The sequence below is a fragment of the Alteromonas aquimaris genome (assembly GCF_026183695.1).
GTDB classification, from domain to species: Bacteria; Pseudomonadota; Gammaproteobacteria; order Enterobacterales; family Alteromonadaceae; genus Alteromonas; species Alteromonas aquimaris.
The window spans coordinates 692613-714614 of the sequence record NZ_JAPFRD010000011.1 but is presented as its reverse complement, the minus strand read 5'-3'; the positions used below and the strand labels follow the sequence as shown (position 1 = coordinate 714614).

The window sequence follows — 22002 nt, the reverse complement described above, 5'->3', positions numbered from 1 at the left end:
CTTTATCCTTTACGCGTTAACCGTAATAACCTGATTCCGCCCTGCTGACTTGGCTTTATACATGGCTGAATCCGCTGCTTTTAAGCCATGATAAATATCTTTGTCTGAGTGAATCTCTACAACTCCGAACGAAGCCGTAAGCGAAATATTTGCCCCACTCAAGTCTAAGGGTTGGGCTTCAATGCTATGCCGCAGCCGCTCTGCAAACGCTTCAGCCTGGTCTAAATCGCACTTAGGGGACAGAATTAGAAACTCCTCTCCCCCCATTCTAATGAGTGAATCTTCATCACGTAGCTCAGTGGATAGTGTTTTTGCAATCTGTTGAAGAGCACGGTCCCCGGCCATATGACCGAATTTATCGTTAATAGACTTAAAATGATCTATGTCACAAATAACCACCGACATCTGCTCGTTATTACGTTTCGCATGGGCGAGGAGCTTAGGCGCCATTTCATAAAAAAAATGGCGGTTTTTACAGTTAGTAAGGGGATCCTGGTAAATCTTATATTTCAATCGCGACACCAACGAATGCATGATACTTACCGCAAAGCCCAGCATAAATGTCAACATCATGACTATATAGAGACTAAAACTCACTAACGTTTGTTGCAATTCGTTGGGGGTAAACCACATCCAATATAAGGGAGCCCCCACCAGTATGGCGGATAAGGCAGAAAGTACCACAGCAATCAGCACGCGGTCACCGGGATTTTTCACGCCGCCCTGTAGTTGAATATAACGGAAAGTGAATACCAGGGGTGTGGCAACACTGGCTAATAGTATCGCATCTCCCAGCATTGAATTGAGTTTGAATAGGTGAGTAGTAAGGCTCAAAATAACTATCGCCAACAGGTGCGCGACGATACCTGACAACATTTGAATGCGCAGCGCATGACCGTAACGTTTAACTACAGTAATAAAGAGTAAATACGCGCTTAAGGTGATAAAAAAAGCGTGGCCTACTATCCCGACAAGGGGAAGTTGTAAATAATGAAGTGACAGGCTGGCTTGGCCCGCCCACATCGTAATTAAAAATAATCGTGCATAGTAGGCAGAACGTGCCTTATGCTTTTGTGATGGCATGGGAAGCATGAAGGTAAACAACATGCCTACGAGGGTCATCAATCCCAATAGGGAAATTTGAAAAATGTGTAACTGGAAACTGCTCACCGAGAGTACCCCGACCACTTCTGCAAAGTGCCTCGCTTGGCGCTTTGGGTAACTACGTGTGGTATGAAGTAAATACTAGGACCTTTATTCCACAAGATCCGCTCGTGCATTATTGGAAATGTGCGGGCAAATTATAATGGAAAGTCCATAGGGGTTCAACTAACTGGTCAGACATCTTAAAGATCGACACCAAGGTGTCGACCTGAAAAGATTTACAGTGATTCTGTGAGTAGATAGCTTCTTCTAGGCAATCGATGCTTGATAGATGTTTTCGATAGAGGTATCTAGCGTCGATTCAAACTCTTCTTTGGATTGCTGAGCAGAAATACCTTCGGTCAACGCACGTGAGAAGCTCGCGATCATGTCTTTGTTTTGGGCAAGTTTTTCATTCGCCTCATCACGGCTGTAGCCTCCAGAAAGTGCAACTACCTTGATCACACGAGGATGATCAATAAGCTCTTTATAAAAATTAGCTTCATTAGGAAGGGTCAGTTTTAACATCACCTCCTGCCCTTCTTGTAATAAATTAAGCTGAGTCAAAATTTCGATTTTTAACAGCGCTTCGGCTTCGGCTTTTTGGGGGCTGTTGATATCCACCTCAGGTTCAATTATCGGCACCAGACCAGCGGCAATAATCTGTTTACCTACTTCAAACTGCTGCTCAACCACGGCTTTGATACCTTGGTGGTTTGCCGTCTTAACAACAGAACGCATTTTAGTACCGAACACGTCTTGCGCGTTGGCCTTTTTAAGCAATTCAGCTAATCCTGGCATAGGCTTCATCAACTGTACGCCATTCGCTTCATCAGCCAGCCCCTTGTCTACTTTTAAGAAAGGCACAACACGCTTTTTCTGCCAAAGATATTGCGCTGATGGCATGCCTTCGATTTCTCGATCTAGGGTATTTTCAAATAAAATAGCGCCTAATACACGTTCACCGCTAAATGCGTCGCTGGTGATAATTCTGGTGCGCATTTGATGCACCATGTTAAACATCTCTTCATCACCACTATAAGCTGATTCATCGATACCGTACAAACGAAGTGCTTTTGGTGTACTACCACCACTTTGATCTAACGCAGCGATAAAGCCTTTCTGCGTTTTCATTTTATCCAGCATAGCTTGTTGAGCTTGTGAAGCCATGTGCATCACTCCTTTCGATTTTAATATTCTGCCATATGTGCAGATGTAGGGATTTAAATGACTCCGACCCCTTTTTGATGTTGAGTCAGAGTATAACTTTCGCGGCAACCTTATTTATTTTTTTCTTCTAATATGGCTACTGCGGGCAAGGTTTTACCTTCCAAAAACTCTAAAAAAGCACCGCCTCCGGTGGAGATATACGACACTTTATCAGCAATATTATACTTATCCACCGCCGCTAACGTATCTCCCCCTCCCGCAATAGAGAATGCAGCACTTTCGGCAATAGCATTAGCAATTGCCTTGGTTCCGTCTGCGAACTGGTCGAATTCGAATACGCCTACCGGACCGTTCCAGACGATGGTGCCTGCATTTTTCAGTATCTCTACCAGGCTGGAGGCAGAATCAGGTCCAATATCAAACACCATATCATCGCTAGCAATATCCTCTACAGATTTTAAAGTTGCCTCTGCATCTTCTGCAAATTTTTTCCCTACTACTACGTCCGTCGGCACGGGGATATCCGCATTGTTGGCTTTCGCTTCGTCCATCAGGCGTTTTGCTTCGTCGATTAAATCCATTTCCACCAACGAGTTGCCCACATTGTGACCCTTGGCTGCGATAAACGTGTTGGCGATACCGCCCCCAACAATGAGTTGGTCAACCTTAGTGGCCAGGGTTTTTAGCACGGTTAATTTGGTGGACACCTTAGAACCGCCCACGATCGCAACCATAGGTCGAGCAGGATTATCCAGTGCTTTTGACAGGGCATCTAATTCGGCCGCAAGTAGCGGCCCAGCGCAAGCTTTGGGTGCAAACTTGGCTACCCCATGTGTTGAGGCTTGCGCGCGATGGGCGGTGCCAAATGCATCCATAACAAAAATATCGCACAGCGACGCATATTGTTTTGCCAGACCTTCGTCGTCTTTTTTCTCGCCTTTATTGAAACGAACATTTTCTAATACGACCAATTCGCCAGGGGAGACTGATAATCCACCCAGATAATCTTTAACCAGTTTTACCGGCACATCCAGCGCTTCAATTAAATAATCTACTACCGGTTGCAGTGAGTACTCATCCTCAGGCTGACCTTCTTCAGGGCGGCCAAGATGGGACATGATCATAACCGCAGCATTCGCATCCAAGGCCGCTTTAATAGTAGGAATAGATGCCTCGATACGTGCATCGGACGTGACTTTACCATTCTTCACGGGCACGTTGAGATCCTGACGGATAAGAACCCGTTTTCCTTCAAGTGAAAATTCATGCATGCTGGGTATTGCCATGTTAATTCCTTATTTTCTCAAACTTGTTAGCTTGCGGTATGCATTGCTAATGCGGTATCAAGCATACGATTAGCAAAGCCCCACTCATTGTCACACCACACCAGCGTTTTAACCAACTGGCGGTGACTGACCCGGGTTTGGGTACCATCCACAATGCACGAATGTGGATTGTGATTAAAATCGACCGATACCAAAGGTTCTTCGGTGTAATCTAAGATGCCCGCTAGTCGCCCTTTACGAACGGCCTTTAATGCACTATTAATCTCTTTAATTGTCACTTCAGTGGCCAGAGAAACGCTTAAATCCATTGCGGTAACATTAATAGTCGGCACGCGTACCGCGATGGCCTCAAACTTTCCAGCGAACTTAGGCAGAATCCGCTCAATGCCTCTGGCTAACCTAGTATCCACTGGAATAATGGATTGGCTGGCTGCACGGGTCAGGCGCAAATCATCATGGTAAGCATCAATAACCTGCTGATCATGCATTGACGCATGAATCGTCGTGATAGTGCCGCTTAGCACACCAAAGGCATCGTCTAACGCCTGAATGACAGGTACAATGCAATTGGTCGTGCACGAGCCGTTTGATACCAGTTTATGCGCTGCCGTCAAGGTATGTTCGTTGCTGCCAAAAATGATAGTGTTATCCAGATCATTGCTACCGGGCTGTGAATAAAGCACTTTGCCCGCTCCAGCTGCCAAATGGGCTAACCCTGCCGCGCGATCGCTATGCACGCCTGTGCACTCCAGAACAATATCGACTGCCAACTCATCCCAAGGTAACAATTCAATATGTGGCTGAGCTAACAACCTTATAGGTTTGCCATCGACTAGCAGATCACCCTTATCTAAGCGCACTTCGTAACCGAACCGGCCATGGGCGGTATCGTATTTCAATAAATGTGCAATACCTTCTGGCTTGGCAATATCGTTAATGGCGACGATCTCAATTTCATCACTGCGGCCGCTTTCAAAAAGCGCCCGCAGAACATTTCGACCGATGCGGCCGAAGCCATTAATGGCTATTTTTACCATTTTTTGACTACTACTTAGTAATTACAGATCAAGTGCAGCGGCAACCACGGCATCTGCAGTGATATTAAAATGTTTAAATAAGTCTCCCGCTGGAGCGGATTCACCGAAGGTGTCCATGCCGATGACTGCCCCTTGCAATCCCACATACTTATACCAGCTGTCTTTCGCCAAAGCTTCCACAGCCACGCGTTTAGTTACCGCAAGCGGTAATACAGACTCTTTATATTCAGCGTCCTGTCGGTCAAATACGTCAGTGGACGGCATCGAAACTACGCGCACATTTTTCCCTTTCGCACTAAGTGTCTCAGCGGCTTCAACGGCCAGGGATACTTCAGAACCGGTGGCTAACAAAATGATGTCAGGCGTGGCGCTACAGTCTTTTAGAATGTAACCGCCACGTTCAATCAGCTTCAGTTGTGCTGTCGTTCGCTCTTGCTGAGGCACTCCTTGGCGGGTGAAAATTAATGTTGAGGGGCCATCTTTACGTTCAAGCGACGCTTTCCATGCGACGGCGGATTCAACCTGATCACAGGGACGCCAGTTGTCCAGATTAGGCGTTGACCGTAAGGCCACAAGTTGCTCAACTGCCTGGTGCGTAGGCCCATCTTCACCCAAACCGATGGAATCATGGGTATACACAAATAACACCGGAATACGCATCAGCGCAGCCATTCGCACCGCGTTGCGCGCATATTCCATAAACATCAAAAAGGTGGCGCCATAAGGTCGGAAGCCACCATGTAGCATAATGCCATTCATTATGGCGGACATACCAAATTCACGCACACCATAATACACATAGTTGCCGCTGGCATCCTCGGCTGTCACGCCTTTGCTATCTGACCAGATAGTCAGGTTAGACCCGGCCAAATCAGCAGACCCCCCTAACAATTCTGGCAAAATGGGGCCATACGCATTTAAGGCATTTTGTGAGGCTTTACGCGTGGCCACTTTTTCAGGGTTGCTTTGTAGTTTGGCTATAAATTCATCTGCTTTCTCAGCAAAATCAACCGGCAGCTCCCCGCTTAAGCGGCGGCTTAACTCTTTGGCTAACGCTGGATGCTCTTTTTCATAGGCAGAAAATGCCTCATTCCAGTTTTGTTCAGCGTGCTGGCCCTTTTCTTTTGCACTCCATTCTGCATAGACATCCTGAGGAACTTCGAATTTACCATATGTCCATCCCAGCTCTTCGCGCGCAGCTTTAATTTCATCGTCACCTAAAGGAGCGCCGTGACAAGATTCCGTACCCTGTTTATTCGGGGCCCCGAAACCGATAATGGTTTTAGTGCAGATCAAGGTAGGTTGGCTAGTATTGGCGCGAGCTTCGTCTATGGCGTTACGAATTTGTTCTGGATCATGTCCGTCCACATGACGAATTACCTGCCAGCCATAGGATTCAAACCGCTTAGGTGTATCGTCAGTAAACCATCCTTCCACTTCCCCATCTATTGAGATGCCATTGTCATCCCAAAATGCGATCAATTTTCCTAAACCTAGGGTTCCCGCTAATGAACAACTTTCATGGGAGATCCCTTCCATCAAACACCCATCGCCCATAAAGGCATAGGTGTAATGATCAATAATATCATGGCCTTGGCGATTAAATTGTGCCGCCAGTACTTTTTCAGCTATTGCCATCCCTACCGCATTGCTAATGCCCTGCCCAAGCGGGCCGGTCGTGGTTTCGATGCCGGGTGCGTAGCCATATTCAGGGTGCCCTGGGGTTTTTGAATGCAACTGACGGAAATTCTTTAATTCTTCTAACGCCAGATCGTAACCCGTTAGGTGCAGCAACGAATAAAGCAGCATCGAACCATGCCCATTCGATAAAACGAAACGGTCTCGGTTAGCCCATTCAGGGTTGACCGGGTTGTGTGACATATAATCGCACCATAGCACCTGTGCAATATCAGCCATACCCATCGGCGCTCCGGGGTGACCGGAATTAGCTTGTTGGACAGCATCCATACTTAAAGCGCGTATAGCATTGGCAAGTTCACGACGAGTGGGCATGTTATCTCCTGAATTTTGAGTAGCGTCAGAGCATCAATTTTGCATATCGACAAGTAAGCACCTAAGCTTGCTTTGATTGCGGACTCTGGGTGTCAGTAAAATTGAGACGGGTATTCTCCCCCATGCGAAATATCAGTTCAATGTGTTTTGTGTATTTTAACGGCTTAAAGCTCGTGCAAGGTTTATGTCAATTAAACGAAACAGTTTTACTTTAGACGTCCAGACGTAAAGCTGGCTTTTTTATTTGGATAAAGTACAATCCGCGTTATTACGACAGATTAATGATTAGTTGGAGAAACTATGGCTACGCATTTATTTACTTCTGAATCTGTGTCCGAAGGACATCCGGACAAAATAGCCGACCAGATCTCAGATGCAGTGCTTGACGCCATCCTGGAACAGGATCCTAAAGCACGCGTTGCGTGCGAAACGTATGTTAAAACAGGCATGGTTTTAGTGGGCGGTGAAATTACCACCACAGCATGGGTAGATATTGAAGAGCTTACCCGCCAGACCATCAAAGAAATCGGATACGTACATTCGGACATGGGTTTTGATGCAAATTCCTGTGCTGTGCTGAATGCCATTGGCAAGCAGTCACCCGATATCAATCAGGGCGTGGATCGTACCATTCCAGAAGAACAGGGCGCGGGTGATCAGGGACTGATGTTTGGCTATGCCAGTGATGAAACAGATGTATTGATGCCGGCTCCTGTCACGTATGCACACCGATTAGTTCACCGTCAGGCAGAAGTGCGTAAGACAGGTCAGTTAGCGTGGTTACGCCCCGATGCAAAAAGTCAGGTGACCTTTATTTACGAAAACGACAAGCCTGTAGGTATTGATGCTGTGGTGTTATCGACGCAACACTGCGATAGCGTCAGTACGGATACGGTCCGTGAAGCGGTAATGGAAGAGATTATCAAGCCTGTGCTACCCGCAGAATGGATCACCAAAAATACCCGCATGCACATCAACCCCACGGGAAGATTTGTAATTGGTGGCCCCATGGGTGATTGTGGCTTGACTGGGCGTAAAATCATTGTCGACACCTACGGCGGAATGGCGCGCCACGGCGGCGGTGCGTTTTCAGGAAAAGATCCTTCGAAAGTGGATCGTTCTGCTGCTTATGCCGGACGTTATGTGGCCAAAAATATTGTGGCGGCAGGATTAGCAAAACGCTGTGAAATACAAATTTCTTATGCCATAGGGGTAGCCGAGCCTACCTCTATCAGTATTGAGACGTTCGGTACCAGTACCGTAAAAGAAAGCACCCTGGTAGAGTTGGTGCGCGAACATTTTGATTTGCGTCCTTATGGTCTGATTAAGATGCTCGATCTTGAACGGCCAATATACCGCGCCACGGCTGCTTACGGGCATTTTGGACGGGATCCCTTTCCGTGGGAAAAAACCGACAAGGCCGAGGTGTTAAGAAGCGCCATTTAATATTATAAAGGCCAGTTTTGCATAGCATACTGGCCTATATTTATCCTTTCACACCTGATCATTATCCCCTCCGTTACGTAATTATCTGAAAAGATAGGGAAGATAAAATAATTCTTCAAAAAATTATTTTTCTTTCAATCTGAGGTCTACACTTTAACTAAAACAACATTGCTTTTTTAAAAAGCAGAGTAACGCTCTCACTTTTCGTTTTTTGGAATACACAATGAAGTATGCACTACATAAAACAACGTTAATCTGTTTGTTGATGTGTCCCTGCTACGCAATGGCTGCTGATTATATTGCTGATGAACGACCAAGTACCAACGCGGCGAACCCTGTCGAGTCGGTGATTTCTTATCAAACAGAGTTTCTGCCAAAATGGTCATTCGATTTAAAGTTTGACCGACAGCTGCCGGATCAGAGTATTTGGCTGGACACCATTGACCAACGCTCGCCCATCGAGTCGGTGAGAATTTCTGCCAGCAGATTAATCTCATCTAACTCATCGCAACGCCTCTTTGCCGCCGTACAAAGCAGCAACCATTCTGATGTAGATGATACATTTTTATTGCTGCCAACTAACGCAGGCAATGCAGCAAGCTTTGGCTGGCAGTTAGGTGAGCCTGAGTCTTTAAGTATGGCGTTAGAATTCGAGTATAGGGAAGTGGGTGAAGTCGATATCAATACATTGATGATGGGTGTGCAGTATGCATTTTAATCAAGACCAGATGAGGGTTAAAGCACGGCGCGCACGGTAAGTGCATAGGTAGTCTGGATCATTTGTGCGTCAGCACTGGCGCGGTGACGCGGTGTTTTCATTTTAGCGAGCACACCCTGTTTGATAATAGACCAACCTTCAAGCTGTTTTTCATTCAATATCATTTCGATGGGAGATAACGAGAATCCCATAGCTAAACCCGATGCTGCATACAGCTTTCTCAACCAGGAATAGTCCACAGCCCAACCATCAGAATAAACCGTTTGTCCCATCAGCAACCTATTCAATGTCAAGCAGACCTCTCTGCCCTGCTGACCATTATGTATCAACTCGCTTCGTGGAATTCCATGAATTTGCTCTGCTTCTTCATCCCAATGCTGCCATTCGCTAAAGGGTTTAATGAGACTGCAATATCTTTCGCCCTCTCCGGTAACCACCCCTATTTCAATAGGATAGCTATGCGCACCAAAACCGCTCGCTTCGATATCTAAAATCGTAGGGACCATACTATAACGGATCTTAACTTGCCAAATAAAAGTAAGCTTAGTTGCTTAAGTAAGAAAAAGCAGGGGGAATACCATTTAATTCCTTCTACACTAAAAGAATTTAGTAAAGACGCTACAATCTCTTTAGCTAATAATTGCTTAAACCGTATTTCACTTTAAAATCAATCCTGATTCTTGCTGCTGGTGTGGCAATTAGGGTGCGGCTTTGGAAAAAATGACAACATATGATGGCATGATGGACGGACAGGTTTCTGACGTAAAACAAAGGTTGTGGGCATTTGCCACAATGCGAGCGATGGTCATCTTTTTGGCTGCTTTCCTGCTGTTGTTTTCTTTTCACTATGGTGCCGCGTATTTTTCCAGTCAGCAGGCGCAGGAAAAGGTAGATACCTGGTTTGCTGAGGGCAATATACCGCTCCATACAGATGTGGTGGAGCCTCTCGCCGCATTGCAGCAAGCAGATGATATATTGCTATCTGATGCTCGGACTAAGCTTTCCCTCGCCAAATTGTATATCTTGCTGGCGCAAACGCATAACTCTGGCGCTTATTTGCAAACCGCGCATAATTTGGTGCGAACGGTCAAAGCATTACAACCTACACATTTTGAAGCGGATACGTTAATGGTGGTGCTGGCACAACGGCAACCTGCCTTATCCCAGCATTTCGAATATTATCTACATCGTGCGCTAAAGTCAGGTGGACTGGAGCAAACGAGTCAACTAATCCTCGGTCCCGTTGTTGTCGAAAGTTGGAAACAGTTGCCGCAGGAACTTCAACAGCTCGCGGGGCCGATGATCAAAAGCATGCTGTCTGAAGCGGATGTTAGAGAGGTGCTATTTAATGCAATGCATAAAGCAAAACTTTATCGGCCTTTCGCAAAATTTTCACCCAACCGCAAAACCTCCACGCTGCTCAAAAAGCTGCAAAAGGAAAGGGGGTAATACGTTTGAATTCTGATAACGCTAAACAATTTCGACACCCTGTTCATCGCATTGCATTCATTACGCTGGCTGCCTCACTCTGCTTGTTTCCCTGGTTACATGGCGCAGAGCTGCTATGGGAGCAACTCTTTTTTTGTGGAGTTATTTTTGCGACCTTATTATTGAGCGTGGTGACCTGGCAGCCTCAACTTAACACCACTCTCCCCCTCAAAATCGCAAGCACCTGTCTATTTATCTGGTTAGTACTGATGTCGCTATACCTTATTCCGCTGCCCGCCCATTGGGTTGAGCATATTGCGCCAGCGACGTTCCAGTGGCATGCAATTAACGGTGGACGAACGTATCTGCCTTTATCGCTGTATCCGCAAATCTCGTTAATTGAGGTAATCAAGTATGCCAGTCTTGCTGCACTTTTTGTCAGTGTTTACCGCGTATGTGATTCATTACAAAAAGTAAGAGCCCTCCTTTTCATATTGGTACTCAGCGCCACCGTTACGGCCCTATATTCTTTACTCAACTTCGCCAGCGGCGGAGCGTTTGAGTTAAGCAAAGCGATCCCCCCGTGGAATTTAGGGTGGGATGAAGGAGTAAGGGGGACTTTCAGTTATAAGAACCAGTACGCGTTGTACCTGGTGATGTCGCTATCCATAGCAGTTGGCCTGCTTGTTGATTTTGGTCGGCGGGCGCACCAGCATCACGGTAAAAGATCAAACGCATTTATTTTCATCAAGCCGAAAAATTTGAGCCTGTTAATTTGTATAGCCATTCTTCTTTTTACCTTGCTCAATACCAGTTCGCGCGGGGCGCTGGTTTCAATGGTGCTTGCCACCAGCTGTATAGTAGGAGTAGCGTTTCTGATCAATAAACGTTTTCGCCGCCTGGTTTTCAAACCTAAGATTATCGGGATGGGCGCATTAGCATTGTGCGTAGCAATGGCAGTATTTAGTCAAACATCGGTGTTTAAGCGTTTTACTGAAAGCCGGTTTGCGGACAATGGTCGGATTATGTTGCACCAAACCGCGTTAGAAGTAATATCAGAGTTTGGGCCTGCAGGTACTGGCCCCGGCACTTACCCCTTTGTGCAGCATCATTTTAAAGACCCTCGACTTGGCAACAGTGCGATGTCTAAACGCGCACACAATGATTATCTGGAAACGATTGCTACGCAGGGATATATCGGCGCATTCTTCTTGCTTTGCATCCTACTTTCACTGGCCTATGGAACAGTACGTAGAAGAGACGATAAAATCAGTTTGGTTAGGTACGGTGTCCACACCGGGCTGCTGGCTTATCTGGTGCAGTCCAGTTTTGACGTCAATATTTCGGCCTTCTATTTACCGGCATTTTTTGTGGTATTACTCGCAATAGGAAACAGACTGACATCAGCCCGGATCACCGGTTCGTCAAATCAGAAAGTGGGGAGTGGAGTTGGCCGATAAGCCGGGTTCTGTCTAGGACAATCATTCCTCTAGCCTATTCATTGCTAAATAGGTCAAGCAACCTACCCGATCCCAACGCGGGCCACATATAGCGGGATCCTATTTGGTCTTGCTCCGAGTGGAGTTTACCGTGCCACACACTGTTACCAGTTGCGCGGTGCGCTCTTACCGCACCCTTTCACCCTTACCGGCATACCTTACGGTATACTTAGGCGGTCTACTCTCTGCTGCACTTGTCGTCGGCTCACGCCGCCCAGATGTTATCTGGCACTCTGCCCTGTGGAGCCCGGACTTTCCTCCCCCCTCTTGCGAGGGCAGCGATTGCCTGGCCAACTCCGCGGGGGATTTTACATGAGATAGTACAGAGATGCGATGCTTAATTCGCATCCTGTTACCCGTTTGTGGGAGTTGTGGAATATGTTTTAAACCGTTTTAGCCTGATGGCTAACTGTGTTGGGTGAGCTATCCCGTTCTTAGTGCCAACAACCCGCTGTTTGTAATTTAACCATACATTTAGCGTGGTTCACCCATTAAAGTTCATCGTTCCCTAATCCCAGCAGATTGCGCTTACAGACTATTCATTATTTTGCAAATTTTCCTGATGTTATTCTCAGCCCTCAGATTCCAGTAATTTCACCCAGTGCGGTAAAACATCTAAATGCTCCAGAATAATTTTGATGCACACCAGAATTGGCACGGCAAGTAAGACCCCTATTACCCCCCACAGCCAACCCATTACTGCCAGCCAAAGAATGATAATTAGCGGATTAAGTCTAAAGCTCTGCCCCAGTACAGCGGGAGTAATAAATTGCGATTCGAGGATGTTGATACCCAAAAATACCGCGGGCGGCAGAAACGCTGCAGAGACTAAACCATACTGCACCACCCCCACCATCAGTAAAATCGTACAGCTTATTAGCCCTCCTAGGTAAGGCACAAAATTCAGCATTCCCACCAGCGCGCCCCATAGGATAGCGTCTTCCACGCCAAGAAAGTAAAATGCAGTGGCGGTCGCTATGCCTAACAATCCGTTTATCATGCTGATGGTGATGATGTAATTCGAAAGACGTTTTTGAATCTGCCCCACCAATTGAACTGTGCGCTCCTTATCTACCACCACCGGGAAATCCTGAATAAAAATTTTAAAAAGGACTGGCCCGAAGATAAGCAAAAACAAAATTAGAATAACGCTGCCAAACATCTGTGCGATGAGAAACGGGGCACTGGCTAGCAAAGACAAGAAGATTTCAATACTGCCTTGCTTGATTTGTCCTGTGACCACATTTTCTTTTACTTCTTTTACTTCTTCTACTTTGGCTTCAGGCTCATCGTCTTTAAACCAATTATCAAAAAAAGAAGCCTCTTCCGCCTCTTTTTGCTTCCTTTCTGCTTCGGCTTGTATTTCGGCCTGGTTCTGCTCCTGCTCAAACTTTTCACTGATTTCATTGATCTGTTCGGTTATCTGGGCAGAAATTTTGGGCAACGTTTCCATCCACCGTTCGGCTGGCTTTACTAGTTCCACCCCTAGAAACGAAAACGGTGCAATCAGTAACCCAATAAGCACAAACGCTGAAATGGTGCGAGGGATATAAATCTTTCTGCCTAATGCCACCAACGGGCTAAGTAGTAAAGCGACGAATGCAGAAAAGACGAGTGGAATAAATAGCGTTTTCGCCAAATAGAGGGTATAGATGACTGACATCACCAAAAACACTTTTAGCAGTTGTGTCTGCCTTGCTTCACGAAGTGAAATCCCTGCCTGCTTTTCCAGGCTATCGCCAGGTTCGGAGGACGTGTTCATCTGATTGTTGTTATTCGCCAATTACTTTTCTATTCCTTCTAATATGATAATGCAGGCTTCAATTAATCAGCGATAGTCCTTTCAGTGGAGTGAAGATCGCCCTGTAAACCGCCATATATTCTTCGTTATACGTCATCTTAAAGAAAATGGACCTGCCAACCCAATCCGCCAGTTTGCGTGTAGTGAAATTCTGACTTTAGGCTGGCTAAATTTTTGCGTACACCCAAAGACGACTTTTCCACAGAAAAAATAGCCTTTCAATAGAGAGCGTTACCTCCAACCGGAAAAACAGCAACTGTTTGCGATAAATAAGTGAAGTAACCGCGAATAATTTTTTGATACTTCGTCATGGATCTTTGAGAAACAGGTCGTTTAAACAAATTGCTGGTTAATTTAGAGACGATATTTCGAGCACCTTTTATTAATAGCGTGTGACGCTGTCGTGCCAGAACCAAACGGTGATGCTTGTTGAATAGAGAAGTTACCGTTATCGCGAAGCAAACATTTACCACCCCCAAATATTGGCTGAAGTACAGGCGCAGAGCAGCGCTGCGGAGGTTTAGCTGAGTAGTTGCGCCATCACTCTTGTTATGCGGTTTTTACAACCATGCCTTTAGATTGATTAAGAATTACTAGCGAGAATACAATTTCTGTTACCCCACCAATAAATGCACCGATGACAAAATTGGCGCCGAGTAAAATACATAACATGCCAGAAAACATAAGCGTAGCGCCTAACACCCAATAAATTTTTACCCCATATAGTGTATTAAAAATTAAGTAACGTACACCGATGATCATTAGCATGATTGGATAAAACCACCCCACTTGTAACTTAGCTACATAGAAAGCTATAAACAAACCAACGAATAAGATAATTGTACTTTCTAAAGCAAGTCTACCTAGAGGGTTGTCGGGAGCATGATGGCCGGATCTGTTGAGGACTTTCGATAGCAACATAGCTAGCGGATGGATAAACATACCACCAAGGAAAAGAGTCAACATACTCGATTGGTTTGAATATAGCAGCGCCACCAGGCCTGCGGTACACCAAATTAAGCCAGAAACCAACACTCCTGTTCCACCACCAAAGTACGAAAAGTTCATATCTTGTTGTGCATCTTCAAATTTCATGAGTACTCCTTAATCCAGAACCAGTTCATACCCGCATAACTGACATCATGCCAAAAATTCAAATTCCTTCACTTACCTTGATAGGGGAACATTCGTTAACAATCGCTAAGCCCAAGTCGATGTGAGCCACGATATACCCATATTCTTTTTTCGATAAATTGCCAGTTTTGTACTGTTCTTTAACAGATTCATGGTTCCATGATTCACCACATTTTGACTTGGGAATTTGAAGGTCTAGGGTAAGGAGGTATTCCATTTCTTTATCTAGAGAATGCCCTTTTTTCACAGAACTCTTCGCGCAAAGGCTTAGCGCATACTCAACCGCAAATTTGTCCACGCTCGGTAAACCGACAAACTCAACATCACAAGCTAAAACTCGTGCGCCAGAAGCTTCCGTGTAATACAGTTGTCCTGTTGTGCAAGCTGACAATAAAAAGAGCGCCGCGAATATTGTTAAAAACCTATTAACCAAAGGACTTCCTTGTTCACCTAACGTCTTAGAATGTTGCCGGCATGCTTCTCATGCCGGTAAATACCATGTTGGACGGTGCCTTTGCCCAGTCCGCTAATTTAATACTAATGATGCTAATGGAATTTGTATAATTTGGAAACTCTTCTGCACCGTATTGCGGCGACTTTAGTAAAATGTATATAGCACCCTACTCCTTGATGATTTGCTCAGATAAACACAAGTAGGCCCGCATACATTCCGAAGTTCATTCACCACCCATTTACTACAGGGGCGAGCAGATAACCCAACTGGTTAAACTCAACTAAGCCCTAGTGATGTGATCACAACCCAAATCTATACGCATGGACTTCGTTAAGGTGCTCAGGGGGGTTAGTCGTCCGCTTTATCGAATCTAGCCTGACGTATTTTAACAGTATGAATGTCCACTTCACGGCTTTACGCCGTAAGGTTACTCAACTGCTTACCATTCGTCTGTGCAAAAAAAAGCCCCGCCACAAGGCAGAGCTTCTCAACGTTCAATCGGTAGGGATAAACTACCTTTTTATAACAAATATTTACCCAGGCAGATTCGCATTATGATAAACATCCTGCACATCATCACAGTCGTTTAACATTTCCATGAATTTCTCAAACATGGGTAAATCGTCTTCGCTGATATCTGTTTCCGTTTGCGGGATCCAACTGATTTCTTCTGCCTCGAAGTTGATGTCGGGATAGGCATCCGTGAGCGCCGTTTTTACTTTAAAAAACTCGGTGTTCGGTGCGTACACGGTGATTTTTCCGTCTTCTTCTTCTACTTCTGTCACATCCACGTCAGCTTCCATCAATACTTCTAACACGGCATCTTCATCTTCACCGGCAAAGACAAAAACAGCCTGATGGTCAAACATATGGGACACCGCGCCAGGGGCGCCAATCTTAGCGCCGGTTTTAGTAAAGCAGTTGCGCACATCGGTAATGGTACGATTGTTATTGTCAGTTAGACAGTCAACGATCACCATGCAGTTTCCTGGGCCAAAACCTTCGTAGCGTGCTGGTACGAAATCTTCCCCAGCCCCACCCGCAGCTTTGTCGATGGCTTTATCGATAACATGGCCGGGCACCTGATCCTTTTTAGCTTTTTCCATCAGGCGTTTGAGCGACAGATTCGTGTCTGGATCTGTGCCGCCGTTTTTCGCGCACACGTATATTTCTTTGCCGTATTTAGAATAAACCTTGGTTTTTGCGCCAGCGGTTTTAGCCATCGCCGCCTTTCTTACTTCAAATGCTCTTCCCATCTTAACGTTCTCGTTGCTTTAACTGTATTGATTCACAGACTACCCCTGATACAGGGATAAAAAATTAGCCCGATTCTACCCGATAATTGGTGCGATAACAGCCCCTAAGGCAAATGCTGAAGTGCCAGGTACTCGTGAGACTGCATTTCTTTCAACCGACTTAAACACCGTTTGAATTCAAAACTAAGTTTTCCATCACTATACAGCGCAGCCAACGGGACCGTCGCCGACATGATTAACTTCACATTTCGTTCGTAAAATTCATCTACCATGGCGATAAAGCGCCGCGCCGTATCGTCATTGTGGTGGCCCATCTCTTTTACATTTGCAAGCAAAACAGAGTGATATAGGCGACTAATTTCAATGTAATCACTTTGGCTGCGAGGACCTTCACACAGTGTCTTAAAATCAATCATCATCACGCCGTCAGCATTGCGTGTGGTGATAAGGGGGCGATGATTTATCTCAATGGTTTCGTGTTCAGTACCGACTTCAGGTGCCAACTGCATAAAATATTCATGTAGATTCCTGGTGGCCGCTTCGTCCAGCGGATGATGATAGATTTCAGCCTGTTCGAGTGTGCGCAAACGATAATCAATACCACTATCTACGTTGACCACGCGAGTATGCTCATTTATCAACCTTATCGCTGGCACGAAACGAGCCCGCTGCAGGCCATTTTTGTATAAATCATCTGGCACAATATTAGAGGTAGCCACCAGCACAATACGATGCTTAAAAAGCGCCTCCATTAGGGTGCCCAATATCATGGCATCGGTAATATCAGAGACAAAAAATTCATCAAAACAGATAACGCGCGCTTCTTTGGCAATTTTTGCGGCGATGGTTTGCAGCGGGTCAGATACATCTTTTAACTGCTTTAGTTCATCGTGAATGCGGTGCATAAAACGGTGAAAGTGCACCCGCATTTTGTTGTCAAAAGGAAGGCATTCGTAAAAGGTGTCTACCAGATACGTTTTCCCCCTTCCCACGCCCCCATAAAAATAAATCCCCTGAACGTCAGGCGCGACATCAGGCTTTCCAAACCAGGACTTAAATTTGCTGGACCATTTTTTTTCCGGCTGAGTGCGGGTTAGATCATCATATAAACGTTGTAACTCTTTTACCGCATTTTCCTGCGCGGCATCGTAATGAAAATCTGCTAAGGTCAGGTCATCTTGATATTTTTGCCAGGGGGTAATCGCCGTTGTTACTACTGAACTCATGGTAATAAATTGATTTTCTTGTTGACCGCTTGAAATATGTCATTATGACCCTAATCTAAGGGGAAATCACGGTGAATAGTAAATTTAGTGAAACCACGGTGCGCTATACCCTGCTGACTGTAGCATAATTTCGCGCGCATTGGTGACGGTTACTTGCTATAGTCAACGTAACAACCGCACTTAATGTCGCTATTAAACGTATTTATAATGACCACCCTTATTACCCAAGAAACTGATTGGAGATGTCGATGGATGTATTAATTCCTCTAGCATTACTGGCTACAGGCCTGATTATAGGATTTTTTGTGGCTCGTCATATGTATACAGGGTCGGATAACAGCATTGCTGAACAACGTGCTGAGCAATCAGTCAAAGATTTGATGGCGCAACAGGCTGAACACCATATTCACCAAACGCGTCACACCATTGAAGACATTGAAAATCAGTGTTACGCGCTAAAACAGCAATTAGAAGAATATGAAATGTTGTTGAAGCAAAATGATGACGATGATTCGCCTCGCGTTCCTTTTTATGGGGAACAGGCAACTTCATATTTAAGAAATAATCTAAAAGGTAAAGAAAAGAGTAAAGCATCTAAGGTTGCTGGAGCACAGCCCCTTGATTTTGCTAACACAGGTTCCGGGTTGTTCGTCGGTTCTGCTGGGCAGTCTACCGAGGAAAAGCCTCGCTAAGGGAACTTTATACTCTTCCCTTCAGTCTCTGAGTTAACCACATATATCGCATAATTTTGTAAGGAGTGTGAGCGAGTATGAATAAGCGTTTTCGCCAGATGTTGATGGTGTCCGGTCTCGTTGTTGGCACCTTTGGTCTTCAGTTGCATGCTTCGGCAGCATTACCGTTTTTTAGCAATGATAAAGACAGCGAAGTGCCTTCGCTGGCTCCCATGCTAGAAAAGGCCACCCCTGCTGTTGTGAGTATCGCCGTCGAAGGTACCCAAACTGCGCGTCAGCAAGTACCGGAAATGTTCCGCTACTTCTTTGGCGGCCCTCAGGAACAAGTGCAAGAGCGACCTTTCAGAGGATTGGGCTCTGGCGTGATTATCGACGCTGAGAAAGGATACGTGGTCACCAATGCTCACGTGGTCCACAATGCGGATGAAATCACTGTGAAGCTCACGGGCGGCAGAGTTTTTAAAGCCAAAAAGCTCGGTGAAGACCAACAGAGTGATATTGCCTTACTTAAAATAGACGCCAATGACCTGACTGACCTGCCTATCGCCAATTCCGACAAAATACGCGTGGGTGATTTTGTGGTTGCGGTGGGTAATCCCTTCGGTCTATCCCAAACTGTCACCTCAGGCATTGTAAGTGCGTTAGGCCGTTCAGGCTTAAATATTGGTGGCTACGAAGACTACATCCAAACCGATGCCGCGATTAACCGTGGTAACTCGGGTGGCGCCTTGGTAAATCTAAAAGGTGAGTTAGTTGGCATAAATACCGCTATCTTCGGCCCCAATGGCGGCAACGTGGGGATTGGCTTTGCGATTCCCAGTAATATGATGAAAAGTCTTGTTGATCAAATCGCGGAATTTGGTGAAGTACGCCGTGGCCTTCTGGGTATATTAGGCAGCGATGTTGATGCCGGTTTGGCCGAAGCGATGAACGCCAAAGTTAATATTGGTGCGTTTGTCAGCGAGGTCCAGCCCGACTCTGCCGCTGAAAAAGCAGGGTTGCAAGCTGGTGATATTATCACCGCGATCAATGGTAGAAATTTACATAGTTTTGCCGAACTGCGCGCCAAAATCGCCAGTATGGGTGCCGGCGCAGAAGTGCAGTTAACGATATTGCGTAAGGGCGACAAGAAGAACGTAGAAGTGGTGTTAGATGATGCCACCCAGTCAGAAGTCACCGCTGCGCAGATTCATCCTGCTTTAGAAGGTGCTACCCTAATGAACGGTGACGATGGAGCAGGGAATGCAGGTGTTCAGGTTAGTGAATTACAACGAAATAGTCCGGCAGCGCGTATCGGCTTGCAAGAAGATGATGTCATCATCGGGGTTAATCGTAACCGTGTCACCACCGTTAGCGAATTTCGTGAAGCGTTAGATTCCGCCACAGGTGTCATCGCACTGAATGTAAGACGCGGTAACTCTACTCTCTATTTAGTTATCCGATAATCTGCAATCTGGGCGGCACTGCTGTTGCTGCCCTCTTTTCATTTCCGTTGGCGATCACTTTCAACAGTGTTATTCTTTGTTTTGACTTAACTTTCAAAGTTTAGAATGATATTTACATCACGCTAAGTTTACCAAGACAGAGAATGCGCTAACGTGTCCAGTACTCGATTTCTTACCTATTTATTTAAAGCAGTCCTTTTAGGGTTAATCGTTGCTGTATTGATTTTGTTGCTGGTACCCGACTTGCGTAAAGGCAGCGGCTTTTCAGAAAATTTCTTCAGTGAATCTCCACTGTCGCCTGTGCGCGAGTCTTATTTCAGTTCGTTAAGCCAGGCTGCTCCAGCCGTCGTCAACATTTATAGCGTTAGTATCGAAAACGACACCGGTTTATTCAGGAATCAACCCCGCGAGCGCACTAGCCTGGGCTCGGGCGTCATTATGACCGAAAACGGCTATTTGTTGACCTGTCACCATGTGGTGCAAAACGCTGACAGCATTTTCGTCGCCGTACAGGATGGACGCGTATTAGAAGCACAGATTATCGGTAACGACCCCCTTACAGATTTGGCTGTGTTAAAGGTTAACGCTGATAACTTACATGTTATTCCGCAACTAAAAGAGCCTAACCTCAGGGTTGGCGATCTGGTCATGGCCATAGGCAATCCGTACGACCTGGGTCAAACCATTACGCATGGTATTGTCAGTCGGGCAGGACGCAATGGACTTTCAAACTATGTCGATTTTATTCAAACCGATGCCGTATTAAACCAAGGTAATTCCGGTGGCGCGCTGGTTGATAGTAATGGTTACCTGGTCGGCATCACCAATGCCAATTTTCAGGTTCGCGATTCTTCCCGCCGGGTCAGAAATGTAGACGGAATTAACTTTGCAGTGCCGTATGAGCTAGCGAAGCGGGTAATGGATGAAATCATTACTGAAGGTAAAGTGACCCGTGGTCAATTAGGCTTTATAGGTCAGGAATATCGTGGCGGCCCAGGGATTGTGGTCACAGCAGTATCCAATAATAGTCCTGTGGGTAAGGCGGGCTTAAAAGCCGGCGATATGATCCTGGCCATTGATGGTGTGCGTTTGGAGAGTGCATCGAAAACACTGGATATGATTGCAGAAACGGCACCAGGCACGGAGTTAGAACTGGAAATTAGCCGCGGCGAGGAGCTGATCACCTTTAAAGTGGTGGTAGCCGAGCTTGGGGCATAAGCGAACTGCGGTATTCCTTATTTGTTAAGTTACTTTTTCTCCCTAGTTTGTATGCCTTTGGTAAGTGACAATGAATGCGGGGCGCATAACCAGATTCTTGTCCTATCGCATCTCTGCTAAATTAATATGCCCCCCTTCGATAAGTTGCCATAAAGAATTCCTCTTTATGTCACCGTAATTTAGGACGTGACAATAAATACAAAAAGGCCTGAATACGTATTCAGGCCTCTTAGAGTCAATAAACGTGAATGTTCAGGTTCCGTCAAACCCTACATCAGATTATTCCGTTTTGCTTTTGCAGTTAATTGTGTTGGTCCAGCATTTTTATCGATCATTAATTTTTGACCGGGATAGATCAGATTGGGATCGTCAATTTTCTCACGATTCTCATCGTGAATAGCTGGCCACTGCCAAGGGTTTCCATACGTTTGGTTACGGGCTGCGATATCCCATAACGTATCACCTTCTTTAACAACGTATTCTTCCATACGATCACGTAACTCATTATGAAGACTGGTGAGAATATTATACGATTCCCGGCCTTTGTCATTTTCTAAGGCAGTCTTTCCTTCGGCCTTCATTTCCTGATGATCGTCGCTTAAGTTGTCGTACTCTTCAACTTTGTTCCATTCTTTTTTGGCCATCTCTAAATAGCGCTCGTTTTCCTTCTGCTCACGCTCTTTAGCAAGACGTTCTTGTTCGGCTTCTTTAACCTTACGTTCGTACGTTTCCACTTCTTTTTCAGCCTTAGCGATTAAGGCTGGCGACGAGTTAGGATCACAATTGTTTATTGCGGTTTCTAACTCATTTTGGATAACGATAGCTTCCGCTGGCTCCCATATCACTACTTCTTTGTGAATGGCTTCGGTCAACGTTTCGTTTAGCTCTTTGAGTTCGTTGATAGTGTTAGCATCACACTGCGCGGCATACCGGTCTGTATTATCTCCGTTGCCCGCACAACCCACCAGGGTCGTTAATCCTAGCGCGGCAATGAGAGAGGTTCTTAAACTACTCTTTTTCGCGATAAGCATTCCTG

Annotated in this window: 18 protein-coding genes, 1 other RNA gene and 1 pseudogene; 7 read left to right on the top strand and 13 right to left on the bottom strand. The window is 45.7% G+C overall.

What is annotated here, in order from left to right; all coding sequences use genetic code 11:
- Window positions 1-9: 9 nt before the first annotated feature.
- From OPS25_RS15950 to tkt, 5 genes are all read right to left on the bottom strand, one after another.
- Window positions 10-1170 carry a GGDEF domain-containing protein gene (locus OPS25_RS15950; protein WP_265618263.1) on the bottom strand — a complete coding sequence of 387 codons (1161 nt, stop codon included), beginning with the start codon at window positions 1168-1170 and terminating at the stop codon, window positions 10-12.
- Window positions 1171-1413: 243 nt separating this feature from the next.
- Window positions 1414-2313 carry a fructose bisphosphate aldolase gene (locus tag OPS25_RS13315; protein ID WP_265618262.1) on the bottom strand — a complete coding sequence of 300 codons (900 nt, stop codon included), beginning with the start codon at window positions 2311-2313 and terminating at the stop codon, window positions 1414-1416.
- Between the two features lie 110 nt (window positions 2314-2423).
- The gene (locus OPS25_RS13310) at window positions 2424-3599 is read right to left on the bottom strand and encodes a phosphoglycerate kinase (RefSeq protein WP_265618260.1); all 1176 of its coding nucleotides are present in this window, start codon (window positions 3597-3599) and stop codon (window positions 2424-2426) included.
- A 26-nt stretch (window positions 3600-3625) separates the two neighbouring features.
- Window positions 3626-4636 (bottom strand): erythrose-4-phosphate dehydrogenase, encoded by a 1011-nt coding sequence (epd, locus tag OPS25_RS13305; protein WP_265618259.1) that lies wholly within the window; start codon window positions 4634-4636, stop codon window positions 3626-3628.
- A gap of 21 nt (window positions 4637-4657) precedes the next feature.
- Window positions 4658-6649 carry a transketolase gene (gene tkt, locus OPS25_RS13300; protein ID WP_265618257.1) on the bottom strand — a complete coding sequence of 664 codons (1992 nt, stop codon included), beginning with the start codon at window positions 6647-6649 and terminating at the stop codon, window positions 4658-4660.
- Between the two features lie 300 nt (window positions 6650-6949).
- On the opposite strand from tkt, the gene metK reads away from it, so the two are divergent.
- A complete protein-coding gene (gene metK, locus OPS25_RS13295) occupies window positions 6950-8095 on the top strand; it encodes a methionine adenosyltransferase (RefSeq protein ID WP_265618256.1) in 1146 nt (381 codons plus the stop codon).
- A 223-nt stretch (window positions 8096-8318) separates the two neighbouring features.
- The gene (locus OPS25_RS13290) at window positions 8319-8813 is read left to right on the top strand and encodes a hypothetical protein (RefSeq protein ID WP_265618255.1); all 495 of its coding nucleotides are present in this window, start codon (window positions 8319-8321) and stop codon (window positions 8811-8813) included.
- Window positions 8814-8830: 17 nt separating this feature from the next.
- Here OPS25_RS13290 and OPS25_RS13285 read toward each other — a convergent pair whose 3' ends face one another.
- Complete coding sequence (locus OPS25_RS13285; protein ID WP_265618254.1) at window positions 8831-9319, bottom strand: hypothetical protein; 489 nt, start codon at window positions 9317-9319, stop codon at window positions 8831-8833.
- A gap of 214 nt (window positions 9320-9533) precedes the next feature.
- On the opposite strand from OPS25_RS13285, the gene OPS25_RS13280 reads away from it, so the two are divergent.
- Both OPS25_RS13280 and OPS25_RS15985 read left to right on the top strand, forming a co-directional pair.
- Window positions 9534-10262 carry a hypothetical protein gene (locus OPS25_RS13280; RefSeq protein WP_265618253.1) on the top strand — a complete coding sequence of 243 codons (729 nt, stop codon included), beginning with the start codon at window positions 9534-9536 and terminating at the stop codon, window positions 10260-10262.
- A gap of 248 nt (window positions 10263-10510) precedes the next feature.
- Window positions 10511-11446 (top strand): annotated as a pseudogene (locus OPS25_RS15985) (O-antigen ligase family protein); the annotation flags it as partial.
- Between the two features lie 236 nt (window positions 11447-11682).
- Here OPS25_RS15985 and rnpB read toward each other — a convergent pair.
- The 6 genes from rnpB to zapE form a co-directional block, all read right to left on the bottom strand.
- An RNA gene (rnpB, locus tag OPS25_RS13275) (RNase P RNA component class A) lies at window positions 11683-12038 on the bottom strand.
- Between the two features lie 273 nt (window positions 12039-12311).
- Window positions 12312-13523 (bottom strand): AI-2E family transporter, encoded by a 1212-nt coding sequence (locus OPS25_RS13270; protein ID WP_320411960.1) that lies wholly within the window; start codon window positions 13521-13523, stop codon window positions 12312-12314.
- Between the two features lie 567 nt (window positions 13524-14090).
- Complete coding sequence (locus OPS25_RS13265) at window positions 14091-14636, bottom strand: DUF7010 family protein (protein ID WP_265618252.1); 546 nt, start codon at window positions 14634-14636, stop codon at window positions 14091-14093.
- Between the two features lie 58 nt (window positions 14637-14694).
- The gene (locus OPS25_RS13260; protein ID WP_265618251.1) at window positions 14695-15108 is read right to left on the bottom strand and encodes a hypothetical protein; all 414 of its coding nucleotides are present in this window, start codon (window positions 15106-15108) and stop codon (window positions 14695-14697) included.
- Between the two features lie 554 nt (window positions 15109-15662).
- Window positions 15663-16385, bottom strand: a complete 723-nt coding sequence (locus OPS25_RS13255) for a YebC/PmpR family DNA-binding transcriptional regulator (protein ID WP_265618249.1) — start codon at window positions 16383-16385, stop codon at window positions 15663-15665.
- 104 nt (window positions 16386-16489) lie between these two features.
- Window positions 16490-17587 (bottom strand): cell division protein ZapE, encoded by a 1098-nt coding sequence (gene zapE, locus OPS25_RS13250; RefSeq protein WP_265618434.1) that lies wholly within the window; start codon window positions 17585-17587, stop codon window positions 16490-16492.
- 272 nt (window positions 17588-17859) lie between these two features.
- On the opposite strand from zapE, the gene OPS25_RS13245 reads away from it, so the two are divergent.
- From OPS25_RS13245 to OPS25_RS13235, 3 genes are all read left to right on the top strand, one after another.
- Window positions 17860-18303, top strand: coding sequence for a ZapG family protein (locus OPS25_RS13245; RefSeq protein WP_265618247.1), 444 nt, complete (start codon window positions 17860-17862; stop codon window positions 18301-18303).
- A gap of 98 nt (window positions 18304-18401) precedes the next feature.
- Window positions 18402-19748, top strand: coding sequence for a DegQ family serine endoprotease (locus tag OPS25_RS13240; protein ID WP_407080242.1), 1347 nt, complete (start codon window positions 18402-18404; stop codon window positions 19746-19748).
- 153 nt (window positions 19749-19901) lie between these two features.
- Window positions 19902-20966, top strand: coding sequence for a trypsin-like peptidase domain-containing protein (locus OPS25_RS13235; RefSeq protein WP_265618245.1), 1065 nt, complete (start codon window positions 19902-19904; stop codon window positions 20964-20966).
- Window positions 20967-21235: 269 nt separating this feature from the next.
- Here the strand turns inward: OPS25_RS13235 and OPS25_RS13230 are convergent, their stop codons facing one another.
- On the bottom strand, window positions 21236-21997 hold the full coding sequence (locus OPS25_RS13230; RefSeq protein ID WP_265618244.1) for a LysM peptidoglycan-binding domain-containing protein: 762 nt from the start codon (window positions 21995-21997) through the stop codon (window positions 21236-21238).
- Window positions 21998-22002: the final 5 nt, after the last annotated feature.

Excerpts from the sequence above, each read along its gene's own strand:
- OPS25_RS13315 (WP_265618262.1), bottom strand. The coding sequence starts at position 2,313 with ATGGCTTCACAAGCTCAACAAGCTATGCTGGATAAAATGAAAACGCAG.
- OPS25_RS13310 (WP_265618260.1), bottom strand. The coding sequence starts at position 3,599 with ATGGCAATACCCAGCATGCATGAATTTTCACTTGAAGGAAAACGGGTT.
- epd (WP_265618259.1), bottom strand. The coding sequence starts at position 4,636 with ATGGTAAAAATAGCCATTAATGGCTTCGGCCGCATCGGTCGAAATGTT.
- tkt (WP_265618257.1), bottom strand. The coding sequence starts at position 6,649 with ATGCCCACTCGTCGTGAACTTGCCAATGCTATACGCGCTTTAAGTATG.
- metK (WP_265618256.1), top strand. The coding sequence starts at position 6,950 with ATGGCTACGCATTTATTTACTTCTGAATCTGTGTCCGAAGGACATCCG.
- OPS25_RS13290 (WP_265618255.1), top strand. The coding sequence starts at position 8,319 with ATGAAGTATGCACTACATAAAACAACGTTAATCTGTTTGTTGATGTGT.
- OPS25_RS13285 (WP_265618254.1), bottom strand. The coding sequence starts at position 9,319 with ATGGTCCCTACGATTTTAGATATCGAAGCGAGCGGTTTTGGTGCGCAT.
- OPS25_RS13280 (WP_265618253.1), top strand. The coding sequence starts at position 9,534 with ATGACAACATATGATGGCATGATGGACGGACAGGTTTCTGACGTAAAA.
- OPS25_RS13265 (WP_265618252.1), bottom strand. The coding sequence starts at position 14,636 with ATGAAATTTGAAGATGCACAACAAGATATGAACTTTTCGTACTTTGGT.
- OPS25_RS13255 (WP_265618249.1), bottom strand. The coding sequence starts at position 16,385 with ATGGGAAGAGCATTTGAAGTAAGAAAGGCGGCGATGGCTAAAACCGCT.
- OPS25_RS13245 (WP_265618247.1), top strand. The coding sequence starts at position 17,860 with ATGGATGTATTAATTCCTCTAGCATTACTGGCTACAGGCCTGATTATA.
- OPS25_RS13240 (WP_407080242.1), top strand. The coding sequence starts at position 18,402 with ATGTTGATGGTGTCCGGTCTCGTTGTTGGCACCTTTGGTCTTCAGTTG.
- OPS25_RS13230 (WP_265618244.1), bottom strand. The coding sequence starts at position 21,997 with ATGCTTATCGCGAAAAAGAGTAGTTTAAGAACCTCTCTCATTGCCGCG.